The sequence below is a fragment of the Arthrobacter sp. 05L45_2 genome (assembly GCF_056397525.1).
The window spans coordinates 1-12,452 of record NZ_JBFTNO010000074.1 but is presented as its reverse complement, the minus strand read 5'-3'; the positions used below and the strand labels follow the sequence as shown (position 1 = coordinate 12,452).

The following is a 12,452-nucleotide window of genomic DNA, read 5'->3' as shown; positions in this document are numbered from 1 at the left end:
ACCAAGACCTGCTGAAGAACACCGAATCCCTCACCGGCGACTACCTGTCCGGTCGCAAGTCCATCCAGGTGCCGAAGAAACGCCGCAAGTACGACAAGAAGCGCGAGCTGAAAGTCGTCGGGGCCAAGGAAAACAACCTGCTGAACGTGGACGCGGCCTTCCCCCTCGGCTTGTTCACCGCCGTCACCGGCGTCAGCGGCTCCGGCAAGTCGACCCTGGTCAACGAGATCCTCTACAAGGTGCTCGCCAACAARCTCAACGGCGCCAAGCAGGTCGCCGGCCGGCACAAGACCGTGCAGGGCCTCGAGCACCTCGACAAGGTGGTGCACGTCGACCAGAGCCCCATCGGCCGGACCCCGCGCTCCAACCCGGCCACCTACACGGGCGTCTTCGACCACATCCGGAAGCTCTTCGCCGAGACCACTGAGGCCAAGGTCCGCGGCTACATGCCCGGCCGGTTCTCCTTCAACGTCAAGGGCGGCCGCTGCGAAGCCTGCTCCGGCGACGGCACCCTGAAGATCGAGATGAACTTCCTGCCGGACGTCTATGTGCCCTGYGAGGTCTGCCACGGCGCGCGCTACAACCGCGAGACGCTCGAGGTGCACTACAAGGGCAAGACCATCGCAGACGTCCTGAACATGCCGATCGAGGAAGGCGCGGAGTTCTTCGCCGCGTTCTCGCCGATCGCCCGGCACCTGAAGACGCTGGTGGACGTCGGCCTCGGTTACGTACGGCTGGGCCAGCCCGCCACGACCCTCTCCGGCGGTGAGGCGCAGCGCGTGAAGCTGGCCGCGGAGCTGCAGAAGCGGTCCAACGGCCGGAGCGTGTACGTCCTGGACGAGCCCACCACAGGCCTGCATTTCGAGGACATCCGCAAACTGCTGATGGTCCTGCAGGGCCTGGTCGAGAAGGGCAACACCGTGATCACCATCGAGCACAACCTCGACGTCATCAAGAGTGCGGACTGGATTGTCGACCTGGGGCCCGACGGCGGTTCCGGCGGCGGCAGGATCGTCACCTCGGGTACGCCCGAGCAGGTGGCCAAGTCCAAGGAGAGCCACACGGCCACGTTCCTCGCGGACATTCTGGGCTGACCCCGCCCCTGGCGACGCGGTCTTTGTCCCACGACGCGCAAATGCCCTGCCGCCCCGGTTATTCCGGCCGCGGCAGGGCATTTGCGCGTCGCCGGGCAGCAGGCCGGTCGGCAGCGACGTATGCCTGCAGGGGTATGTGAATTTCAAGCATCCCCATCGTCGTGAGAAACTACTCCGGTGACGCATACATCGGCGGGAGTGCCTGCCGGCCTCGACGGCCCGCCCGCCGGAACGGCTGCACCACCGCCTCCCGCCGCGGGCGTAGGCTGGGGTTTTGTGCCCGACGGCGGCCGGCGAACCGCCGGAGAAGTTGAACCTGCGCGCACCGCCCCGGGGTTACCCGCTACGATCACCAGAATCTCCGACTGCCCGGGGACCACAGCCCTAAAAGAGGTGCACACCATTGGCAATGTTTGACGCAATCCGCTGGACGACGCGTGGTCTGGTCACGTCCACCTGCCGGCCCACCGTGATCGGACTCGAGAATGTGCCCAAGTCCGGCCCCTTCATCGTTGCGCCGAACCACCTCTCCTTCCTGGACAGCGTGATCGTCCAGGCCCTGATGCCGCGCCCCGTCGCGTTCTTCGCCAAGGCCGAGTACTTCACCACCGGCGGCGCCAAGGGCAAGCTGATGAAGTCCTTCTTCGAGGCCGTCGGATCCATTCCGGTCGAACGCGGCGAACAGGCCGCCAGCGTGCAGGCCTTGAAGACGCTGCTGGACATCCTTGACTCCGGCAAGGGCGTCGGGATCTACCCCGAAGGCACCCGCTCCCGCGACGGTATCCTCTACCGCGGCCGCACCGGCGTCGGCTGGCTGGCCCTCACCACCGGGGCCCCGGTCATCCCGGTGGGCCTCATCGGCACAGAAAACCTGCAGCCGGCGGACAGCAACAAGGTCAGGCCGCAGCACTTCACCATGAAGGTGGGGGAGCCGCTCTACTTCGACAAGACCGGCCCGGACCACTCTCTGCCCGCACGGCGCCAGGTCACGGACCGGATCATGGACGCGATCGCCGAACTCAGCGGCCAGGAACGGGCCACCACCTACAACCAGAGCAAAAGCGTCGACTAGGCGCGCTTCCCGGCGGAACGCACGGTTCGCGGCACACGCCGCCGGGGAGCGCCGTCGGGCGCGGACCCGGCCGGCTTAGTAGAATAGACCAGTGGCGAATCCAGCTAGTTACCGGCCCCAGACGGGGGAGATCCCGACCAACCCGGGTGTCTACCGTTTCCGCGACCCGCACGGCCGGGTCATTTACGTCGGCAAGGCCAAGAACCTCCGTTCCCGGCTGAACTCCTACTTCGCCAACCCCGCAGGCCTGCTGCCCAAGACCTATGCCATGGTGCACACTGCCAGCAGCGTGGAATGGACCGTAGTCGGCAGCGAACTGGAGTCCCTGCAGCTCGAATACACCTGGATCAAGGAATTCAAACCGCGGTTCAACGTGATGTTCCGCGACGACAAGTCCTACCCCTACCTCGCCGTCACGATGGCGGAGAAGTTCCCGCGTGTGCAGGTCCTGCGCGGCGAGCGGCGGAAGGGGACCCGCTACTTCGGGCCCTACACGGCGGGGGCGATCCGCGACACCATGGACACTCTGCTGCGCGTCTTCCCGGTCCGCAGCTGCAGCCCCGGCGTCCTTAAGCGCGCCCAGGCCAGCGGCCGGCCCTGCCTGCTGGGGTACATCGACAAGTGCGCCGCGCCATGCGTCGGCCGGATCTCCGCCGAGGACCACCGGGCCCTCGCAGAGGACTTCTGCGCCTTTATGGGCGGGGAGGCCAAACGCTTCGTCTCCCGCCTGGAGAAGGACATGGCCGCCGCCGTCGCCGAGCTGGACTACGAACGCGCGGGCCGGGTCCGCGACGACATCATCGCGCTGAAAAAGGTCTTCGAACGCAACGCTGTGGTCCTCGCCGAGGACACCGACGCCGACATCTTCGCGCTGCACGAGGACGAACTCGAGGCAGCGGTCCAGGTGTTCCACGTCCGCGGCGGCCGGATCCGCGGCCAGCGCGGCTGGGTGGTCGAAAAAGTCGAGGACTCCACCACACCGGACCTCGTCGAACACCTCCTCCAGCAGGTCTACGGCGAGGAAGGCGAAAGCCAGGGCCGGATGCCCCGCGAAGTGCTGGTCCCCGCGGAACCGAGCAACGCCGCCGAACTCGCCCAGTGGCTCAGCGGCCTGCGCGGAGCCCGGGTGGACATCCRGGTCCCGCAGCGCGGCGACAAGGCCACGCTGCTCTCCACTGTCCGGGACAACGCCGAGCACGCCCTCAAACTGCACAAGTCCCGGCGCGCCGGCGACCTCACCATGCGGTCCCAGGCCCTCCAGGAACTGCAGGAAGCCCTGGACCTGCCCGTGGCGCTGCTGCGGATCGAATGTTTCGACATCTCCCACATCCAGGGCACCAACGTGGTGGGGTCCATGGTGGTGGTCGAAGACGGCCTGCCGAAGAAGTCCGACTACCGGAAGTTCTCGGTCACCGGCGCCGCGGCCAACGACGACACCGCGGCCATGCACGACGTCCTCACCCGCCGCTTCCGGAACTACCTGCAGGAACAGGCGGAGAAGGCCGAGCCCGGCTCCGGCCCGCTCGCCGCCGCCCAGGCCGCCGCGGTGGCCGACACACCGCTGGAGGACACCACCACCCCGGCTCCCAAGGCCAAGTTCGCCTACCCGCCCAACCTCGTCGTCGTCGACGGCGGCAAGCCCCAGGTCAACGCCGCCGCCAAGGCCCTCGCCGAGCTCGGCGTCGAGGACGTCTACGTGGTGGGGCTGGCTAAAAGGCTCGAGGAGGTCTGGCTGCCAGACAGTGACTTCCCCGTCATCCTGCCTCGCGCCTCGGCGGGTCTTTACCTCCTCCAGCGCATCCGTGATGAGGCGCACCGCTTCGCGATCTCCTTCCACCGGCAAAAGCGTGGCAAGGCCATGACCGTGTCCGCGCTGGACGGGGTCCCCGGGCTCGGGGACTCGAAGCGCAAGGCCCTCCTGAACCAGTTCGGCTCGGTCAAAAGCATCAAGGCCGCCAGCGTCGAGGAGCTCACGGCCGCCAAGGGAATCGGACCGGCCCTCGCCGGGGCGATCGTCCGGCATTTCTCTGCCGCGGAGGACGCCGGTGAACCGGCGGCGCCCGCCATCAACATGACAACCGGCGAAATCCTCGAAACTTAGCTAGCCCCGGCATTCTTAGCTAGGGTTAGGAGCTGAGGTACGGGCCGCGGCCGGCAGGCGACTGCCACGTGCGCCGGCCTCATGGCAGAGCAGACAGCAGAGATGGAGCACGACTGATGGCAGAGTCAACGGCGGGATCCGGCACCGAGACGGACGGCTTAACCCCCGTCAAACCGATCGAGGCCGAGCTGCTGGTGGTCACCGGAATGTCTGGAGCCGGCCGCAGTACCGCCTCGGATGCCCTCGAGGACCACGGCTGGTACGTGGTGGACAACCTCCCGCCGCAGATGCTTGGAACCCTCGCGGAGCTTGTCTCGCACGCGCCCGGCTCCATCTCGAAGCTCGCCGTTGTGGTGGATGTCCGCAGCAAGGACCTCTTCGCCGACATCCGCACCGCCCTGCGCAACCTGGAAACCAGCGGCATCACCTTCCGGGTGCTGTTCCTGGACGCCAGCGACGACGTCCTGGTGCGCCGGTTCGAACAGGGCCGGCGCCCGCACCCGCTGCAGGGCGGCGGCCGGATCCTCGACGGCATCGCCGCCGAACGCGACCTCCTGCACGAGCTTCGTGAATCCTCGGACATCGTCCTGGACACCTCCACGCTCAACGTCCACGGCCTCGCCACCGCCATCACCGAACTCTTCAGCGAGACCGGCCCGGTGGCGCTGCGCCTGAACGTGATGAGCTTCGGCTTCAAGTACGGGCTGCCGGTGGACGCCAACTTCGTCGCCGACGCCCGCTTCATCCCGAACCCGCACTGGGTTCCGCAGCTGCGCCCGCACACCGGCCTGGACAAGGACGTCAGCGACTACGTGCTCGAGGCCGAGGGGGTCGGCAACTTCGTGGAACGCTACGTCCTGGCCCTCGAACCCGTCCTGGACGGCTACCGCCGCGAAAACAAGCACTACGCCACCATCGCCGTCGGCTGCACCGGCGGCAAGCACCGCTCCGTGGCCGTGGCCGTGGAACTCTCCCGCCGGCTCGCGCAGTACCCCCGTGTCACGGTCACCACCACCCACCGGGATCTGGGCCGCGAGTAATGGCGCTACTGACCGGGCCACTGCCCCTGGTGCCGGCCGCCAGCGCGGCCTCCGCCGGCCAGCAGGACAAAGGACCCTCCGTCGTCGCCCTCGGCGGCGGTCACGGACTGTCGGCCTCCCTGTCGGCGCTGCGCCTGCTGACCTCCGAGCTGACCGCCATCGTGACGGTGGCGGACGACGGCGGTTCCTCCGGACGGCTGCGCGAGGAGTACGGCGTCCTGCCCCCGGGGGATCTGCGGATGGCGCTCTCCGCTCTGTGCGACGACACGGACTGGGGCCGGACGTGGCGCGACGTGATGCAGCACCGCTTCAAGCCCGGCAAGGGCTCCGGCGGCTCCCTCGACGAACACGCCATGGGCAACCTGCTGATCGTCACCCTCTGGGAATTGCTGGGCGACGCCGTCGTCGGCCTCCAGTGGGCCGGGGCGCTCCTCGGTGCCCGGGGCCAGGTGCTGCCGATGTCCACCACGCCGCTGACCATCGAGGGCGAAGCCCGGGTGGAACTCCCGGACGGCAGCACCGGGCTGCAGACCGTCCGCGGGCAGGCCAAATGCGCCGTCGCCGGGTCGCTGGAAGCGGTCCGGCTGCTGCCCGACTCGGCCCCGGCCTGCGTGGAGGCGCTGACGGCGATCGAACTCGCCGACTGGGTGGTCCTGGGCCCCGGGTCCTGGTACACCTCGGTGCTGCCGCACTTGCTGCTGCCCGAGATGCGGGATGCGCTGTGCAAGACCGAGGCCCGGCGCTGCCTCACCATGAATCTCGCCACGGACACCAAGGAAACCCACGGGATGTCCGCCGCCGACCACCTGCGGGTGCTGCGGGACTACGCGCCGGAATTCACGGTCGACGTCGTCCTGGCCGACCCTGCGTCGGTGCCTGACCTCCCGGACTTCCAGCAGGCCGCCGGGATGCTCGGCGCCGAGGTGGTCTTGGGTAAAGTAAGGGCGTCGAGCCGCCGGCCGATCCACGACCCCCTGCGCCTGGCAACGGCGTACCACGACATTTTCGGGAACAGGTAGGAAAGGTGCCATGGCACTGACAGCATCAGTCAAGGAAGAACTTTCCCGGCTGGACATCAAGAAATCCTCGGTCCGCAAGGCTGAAGTGTCCGCCATGCTCCGCTTCGCGGGCGGGCTGCACATCATCTCCGGCCGGATCGTGATCGAAGCCGAGGTGGACCTCGCCTCGACCGCCCGCCGGCTGCGTGCCGCGATCGCCGAGGTCTACGGCCACCAGAGCGAGATCATTGTGGTCTCCGGCGGCGGCTTGCGCCGCGGCAGCCGTTACGTGGTGCGTGTGGTCCGCGACGGCGAGGCCCTCGCCCGCCAGACCGGCCTGCTCGACGCCCGCGGCCGGCCCGTCCGCGGCCTGCCCTCCGTGGTGGTGAACGGTTCGGCGGCGGACGCCGAGGCCGTCTGGCGCGGTGCGTTCCTGGCCCATGGTTCACTCACCGAGCCCGGGCGGTCCTCCGCGATGGAGGTCACCTGCCCCGGACCCGAATCCGCCCTCGCCCTCGTCGGCGCGGCCCGCCGCCTGGGCATCCAGGCCAAGGCCCGTGAAGTCAGGGGAGTGGACCGCGTCGTCATCCGCGACGGCGACACCATCGCGGCGCTGCTGACCCGGATGGGCGCCCACGACGCGCTGATGGTCTGGGAGGAACGCCGGATGCGCAAGGAAGTCCGTGCCACGGCCAACCGGCTGGCCAACTTCGACGACGCCAACCTGCGCCGCTCGGCGCAGGCCGCCGTGGCCGCCGGCGCACGGGTTGACCGGGCGCTGGAAATCCTCGGCGACGACGTCCCCGACCACCTCAAGTACGCCGGCGAACTGCGCGTGGCGCACAAACAGGCGAGCCTCGACGAGCTTGGCCGGCTGGCCGATCCGGTGATGACCAAAGACGCCATCGCCGGCCGGATCCGCCGGCTCCTGGCCATGGCCGACAAACGCGCCCAGGACCTCGGCATCCCCGGGACCGAGGCGAACGTTACGCCGGAAATGCTCGACGAGTAGCCCCGGCCGGCAAACAGGGACAGAATCGGATACGGCGGCCGGGAATACCCAGGGGGACCCGGAGGCTATGCCCACTGGATCCGCATCCATAGATTTCCGGATGTCCAACCATCCGGATGCACAATCCGAGAGTTAGCAAAACCGGACGAACCCGTCCACGACATTGGAGGATTTTGTGACCGAGTACGTACTTCCCGAACTTGACTACGATTACGCCGCGCTGGAGCCCCACATCTCCGCGAAGATCATGGAGCTGCACCACAGCAAGCACCACGCCGCTTACGTGACGGGCGCCAACAACGCTCTGAAGCAGCTGGCGGAGGCCCGCGAGAAGGGCGATTTCGCCAACATCAACCGCCTCTCGAAGGACCTCGCGTTCCACACCGGCGGCCACATCAACCACTCCGTGTTCTGGAAGAACCTCTCCCCGGACGGCGGCGACAAGCCTGAGGGTGAGCTGGCCGCCGCGATCGACGACGCCTTCGGCTCCTTCGACGCCTTCCGCGCCCAGTTCACCGCTGCGGCCATGGGCCTGCAGGGCTCCGGCTGGGGTTTCCTCGCCTACGAACCGATCGGCGGCAACCTCGTCATCGAGCAGCTCTACGACCAGCAGGGCAACGTGGCGCTGGGCACCACCCCGCTGCTGATGCTGGACATGTGGGAGCACGCCTTCTACCTGGACTACGTCAACGTCAAGGCCGACTACGTCAAGGCGTTCTGGAACATCGTGAACTGGGCCGACGTCGCCAAGCGTTTCGACGCCGCGCGCACCAACGCCACCGGCCTGATCACCCTTTAAGGGTGGCCGCAGCCGAAACCGGGCTGTAACAAAGCTCACATTTCGTGCCGTTCGGCCCGAATCGTGGACCGCCCGCCCCTGCAGTTGCGGGGGCGGGCACACTTAAACGTAAGATGGATCACGGAAGGCGGTTAGCCTTCAGCAACGTGGCTGGTCGCCCTCCGATCTGGTAATCATCTCTGCCCAATGGCGTGCGGGATCTGTTAGTTGGCTTGAACGCCTACTCAACTAGTCGTGCTTGATAGAGCACCAAGGAGACTGAAAACGTGACGACACGTATTGGTATCAACGGCTTTGGCCGCATCGGCCGCAACTACTTCCGCGCCGCACTGGCCCAGGGCGCAGACCTCGAGATCGTTGCAGTCAACGACCTCACCAGCCCGGAGGCCCTCGCCCACCTCTTCAAGTACGACTCCGTCGGCGGCCGCCTGGCCGAAAGCATCGAGGTCAAGGACGGGAACATCGTCGTCGACGGCAAGACCGTGAAGGTCCTCGCCGAGCGCGACCCCGCCAAGCTGCCGTGGGGCGAGCTGGGCGTGGACATCGTCATCGAGTCCACCGGCTTCTTCACCAAGGCCGCCGACGCGCAGAAGCACATCGACGCCGGCGCCAAGAAGGTCCTGATCTCCGCCCCCGCCTCGGACGAGGACATCACGATCGTGATGGGCGTCAACGACGGCCTCTACGACCCGGCCGCGCACAACATCATCTCCAACGCCTCCTGCACCACCAACTGCCTCGGCCCGCTGGCCAAGGTGGTCAACGACGCCTTCGGCATCGAACGCGGCCTGATGACCACCGTCCACGCCTACACCGCGGACCAGAACCTCCAGGACGGCCCGCACAAGGACCTCCGCCGCGCCCGCGCCGCCGCCATCAACATGGTCCCCACCTCCACCGGTGCCGCCAAGGCAATCGGCCTGGTCCTCCCGGAACTGAAGGGCAAGCTGGACGGCTACGCCATCCGCGTCCCCGTCCCCACCGGCTCCGCCACCGACCTCACCGTCACCGTTTCCCGCGAGACCACCGTCGAGGAAGTCAACGCCGCCCTCAAGGCCGCCTCCGAGACCGAGGAACTCAAGGGCCTGCTCACCTACACGGACGAGCCCATCGTCTCCTCCGACATCGTCGGGGACCCGGCGTCGTCCATCTTCGACTCCGGCCTGACCAAGGTCATTGGCAACCAGGTCAAGGTTGTTTCCTGGTATGACAACGAGTGGGGCTACTCCAACCGCCTCGTCGACCTCACGGAGCTCGTCGCTTCCAAGCTGGGCTAGGGTAAGACTCATGACATTCCACACCCTCAACGAACTGATCGCTGATGGTGTCCGCGGGCGGTACGTTCTGGTCAGAAGTGACTTGAACGTGCCGCTCGACGGCTCTGCAGTCACTGACGACGGCCGCATCAAGGCCTCCCTGCCAGTGCTTTCACAGCTTACGGACGCCGGTGCCCGCGTACTCGTCACCGCCCACCTGGGCCGCCCGAAGGGCGCGCCCGAGGAAAAGTACTCGCTCAAGCCCGCCGTAGCGCGCCTCGCCGAGTTGGCGACCTTCAAGGTCACCCTTGCCGGCGACACCGTGGGCGACGCGGCCAGGGACGCGGCCGCCGCCCTCCAGGACGGCGAAGCCCTCGTCCTTGAAAACGTGCGCTTCGACGCCCGCGAGACCTCCAAGGACGACGCCGAACGCGGCGCCTTCGCGGACGAGCTCGTTGCCCTCACCGGCGACAACGGGGCCTTCGTGGATGACGCCTTCGGGGCCGTGCACCGCAAGCACGCCAGCGTATACGACGTCGCCACCCGGCTGCCGTCCTACCAGGGCGATCTGGTCCGCACGGAAGTTGAGGTGCTGCGCAAGCTCACCACCGACACCCAGCGGCCCTACGTCGTGGTGCTCGGCGGCTCCAAGGTCTCGGACAAGCTCGCCGTGATCGATAACCTGATCGGCAAAGCTGACACGATCCTGGTGGGCGGCGGCATGCTGTTCACCTTCCTCGCCGCGGCCGGACACAAAGTCGCCGGCAGCCTGCTCGAAGAGGACCAGATCCCCGTAGTGCAGGACTACCTCAAGCGGGCAGCGGATGCCGGCACCGAATTCGTCGTCCCTACCGATGTTGTGGTGGCCGCTAAGTTCGCCGCCGACGCCGCGCACGAAACGGTGCCGGCCGACGCGATCGAGTCCAGCAGCTTCGGCACCGCCGGCATCGGCCTCGACATCGGACCCGACTCGGCAGCCGCCTTCGCGGAACGCATCAAGGGCGCCAAGACCGTGTTCTGGAACGGGCCCATGGGCGTCTTCGAATTCCCCGCGTTCGCCGCGGGCACCCGGGCCGTTGCCCAGGCGCTCACGGAAACCGGTGGCTTCACGGTGGTGGGTGGTGGCGATTCCGCCGCCGCCGTCCGTACCCTCGGCTTCGCCGATAACCAGTTCGGGCACATCTCGACCGGCGGCGGCGCCAGCCTGGAATACCTTGAAGGCAAGGAACTTCCCGGCCTGAGCGTCCTGGACCGCTAGAAACTCCAGCCGGCGGCGGGCCCGCACTGCGGGCACGCCGCCGGCTCTTTCACTGCTACGACTCTTTTGGAGATCACGTGACAACGTCAACCAACGGCAAGTTCGACCGCAAGCCCTTCATCGCCGGCAACTGGAAGATGAACATGGACCACGTCCAGGGCATCACCCTCCTGCAGAAGCTGGCCTGGACCCTGTCCGACGCCAAGCACGACTACAGCCGGGTGGAGGTCGCCGTCTTCCCCCCGTTCACCGATCTCCGCGGCGTACAGACCCTGGTCCAGGGCGACGAACTCGACGTCGTCTACGGCGGGCAGGATCTGTCCCAGTTCGACTCCGGCGCCTACACCGGAGACATCTCCGGCCAGTTCCTCGCCAAGCTCGGCTGCGGCTACGTCCTGGTCGGCCACAGCGAACGCCGCACCATCCACCAGGAGTCCGACGAGCTCCTCAACGCAAAGACCAAGGCCGCCTTCCGTCACGGAATCACACCCGTCCTGTGCGTCGGGGAGGGCCTGGAGGTCCGCCAGGCCGGCACCCACGTTGACCACACGCTCGCGCAGCTGCGCGCCGGCGTCGAGGGCCTCACGGCCGAGCAGGCCGCGGAACTCGTCGTCGCCTACGARCCCGTCTGGGCCATCGGCACCGGCGARGTCGCCGGCCCCGAAGACGCCCAGGAAATGTGCGCCGCTATCCGCGCCGAGCTCGCCACCTTGTTCGGGGCGGACGTGGCGGCCAAGACGCGGCTCCTCTACGGCGGCTCGGTCAAGGCGAATAACGCCGCGTCCATCCTGAAGGAACGCGACGTGGACGGATTGCTGGTGGGCGGTGCCAGCCTGGATGCGGCCGAGTTTGCTAATATTGTCAGGTTCGAGAGTCACCTGGTGACGGATTAGTCCGGACGCAGTTGTGGCCCCCGCAATCCCCATCTTCTGAAAGGCCGTCGTGGACGTTCTTCATGTCATTCTCCAGGTGCTGCTGGGCATCACCAGCCTCCTGCTGACCCTGCTCATCCTGCTCCACAAGGGCCGCGGCGGCGGTCTGTCCGACATGTTCGGCGGCGGCATGAGCTCCGGCCTGAGCTCATCGGGCGTGGCTGAGCGGAACCTGAACCGCTTCACGATCATCCTCGGTGTCACGTGGGGCGTCGTTATTATCGCCCTCGGCCTGCTGATGCGCTTCAGCACCGGCGCCGTCTCTTAATACGCCACTTTCCATAACTTCATAAGGGGCCTTGAGGCCCTCCCGGCATCGGGAACTCCCGGATTACACTGTCGCTGGCAAGCACCATTCCACCAGCCACGTAGCTAGGAGTTCCCGATGCTGCATTCTGCTTCCGGATTCAGGGGCATCCGCGTTGGTGCTGTCGCCGGAGCCCCGGCCCGCCACGAACCCCTCGACGGCGGTGGCGCCAGACAACCCCGGATCGGTGTGACCTACACGTGCGCCAAGGGCCACGAAACCACGCTGGTGTTCGCGAAGATCCCCGAGGACCAGATCCCGGGCGTGTGGGACTGCCGGCGCTGCGGTGCTGCGGCCACGCGGGACGAGTCCCGGTTCGCGCTGGAAGACGAAGCCGTCGAGGGGTTCAAGAGCCACCTCGAATACGTTAAAGAGCGGCGCTCCAGCCAGGACGCCGAAGACGTGCTGGCCGGAGCGCTCGAAAGGCTACGCGCCCGACGCGCCCTTCCGGACGAGCTGCTCGGGGACGCGTGAGGCCGCGTCCTCGTCGATCAGCCACAGCGTCTGGAACCGGCCACGAGGCCCTGCCGCGGGTACCTGGACCGGATTGGCGCCGGCCAGGGCCAGGCCCACAGCACCGGCC

Annotated in this window: 12 protein-coding genes and 1 pseudogene; 12 read left to right on the top strand and 1 reads right to left on the bottom strand. The window is 67.4% G+C overall.

Translation table 11 applies throughout. The features are described 5' to 3' along the window. The 12 genes from AC1DHD_RS07955 to AC1DHD_RS07900 all read left to right on the top strand — a co-directional run. Positions 1-1,094 (top strand): UvrA family protein (locus tag AC1DHD_RS07955; RefSeq protein ID WP_476879188.1); only part of this gene is annotated, 1,094 nt, incomplete at its 5' end. A gap of 403 nt (positions 1,095-1,497) precedes the next feature. Next, entirely contained in the window at positions 1,498-2,166 is a 669-nt protein-coding gene (locus AC1DHD_RS07950; RefSeq protein WP_476879187.1) for a lysophospholipid acyltransferase family protein, read from the top strand. Between the two features lie 91 nt (positions 2,167-2,257). Next, positions 2,258-4,267, top strand: a complete 2,010-nt coding sequence (uvrC, locus tag AC1DHD_RS07945; RefSeq protein ID WP_476879186.1) for an excinuclease ABC subunit UvrC — start codon at positions 2,258-2,260, stop codon at positions 4,265-4,267. Positions 4,268-4,383: 116 nt separating this feature from the next. Then, a complete protein-coding gene (rapZ, locus tag AC1DHD_RS07940) occupies positions 4,384-5,307 on the top strand; it encodes an RNase adapter RapZ (RefSeq protein ID WP_476879185.1) in 924 nt (307 codons plus the stop codon). Continuing rightward, on the top strand, positions 5,307-6,326 hold the full coding sequence (locus AC1DHD_RS07935; protein WP_476879184.1) for a gluconeogenesis factor YvcK family protein: 1,020 nt from the start codon (positions 5,307-5,309) through the stop codon (positions 6,324-6,326). Before rapZ ends, AC1DHD_RS07935 begins: the two co-directional genes overlap by 1 nt. A gap of 10 nt (positions 6,327-6,336) precedes the next feature. Further along, on the top strand, positions 6,337-7,317 hold the full coding sequence (whiA, locus tag AC1DHD_RS07930; protein ID WP_066438143.1) for a DNA-binding protein WhiA: 981 nt from the start codon (positions 6,337-6,339) through the stop codon (positions 7,315-7,317). Between the two features lie 175 nt (positions 7,318-7,492). After that, positions 7,493-8,116 carry a superoxide dismutase gene (locus AC1DHD_RS07925; protein ID WP_476879183.1) on the top strand — a complete coding sequence of 208 codons (624 nt, stop codon included), beginning with the start codon at positions 7,493-7,495 and terminating at the stop codon, positions 8,114-8,116. Positions 8,117-8,382: 266 nt separating this feature from the next. Further along, positions 8,383-9,393, top strand: coding sequence for a type I glyceraldehyde-3-phosphate dehydrogenase (gene gap / locus AC1DHD_RS07920; protein ID WP_476879182.1), 1,011 nt, complete (start codon positions 8,383-8,385; stop codon positions 9,391-9,393). Between the two features lie 10 nt (positions 9,394-9,403). Beyond that, positions 9,404-10,630 carry a phosphoglycerate kinase gene (locus AC1DHD_RS07915; RefSeq protein ID WP_476879181.1) on the top strand — a complete coding sequence of 409 codons (1,227 nt, stop codon included), beginning with the start codon at positions 9,404-9,406 and terminating at the stop codon, positions 10,628-10,630. 77 nt (positions 10,631-10,707) lie between these two features. Next, complete coding sequence (gene tpiA / locus AC1DHD_RS07910) at positions 10,708-11,523, top strand: triose-phosphate isomerase (RefSeq protein WP_476879180.1); 816 nt, start codon at positions 10,708-10,710, stop codon at positions 11,521-11,523. Between the two features lie 49 nt (positions 11,524-11,572). Next, positions 11,573-11,830, top strand: a complete 258-nt coding sequence (gene secG, locus AC1DHD_RS07905) for a preprotein translocase subunit SecG (protein ID WP_476879179.1) — start codon at positions 11,573-11,575, stop codon at positions 11,828-11,830. Between the two features lie 117 nt (positions 11,831-11,947). Beyond that, on the top strand, positions 11,948-12,343 hold the full coding sequence (locus AC1DHD_RS07900; protein ID WP_476879178.1) for an RNA polymerase-binding protein RbpA: 396 nt from the start codon (positions 11,948-11,950) through the stop codon (positions 12,341-12,343). Here the strand turns inward: AC1DHD_RS07900 and AC1DHD_RS07895 are convergent. Further along, positions 12,296-12,452: pseudogene (locus AC1DHD_RS07895) on the bottom strand (6-phosphogluconolactonase); the annotation flags it as partial. The gene AC1DHD_RS07900 and the pseudogene AC1DHD_RS07895 sit on opposite strands and share 48 nt — an antisense overlap.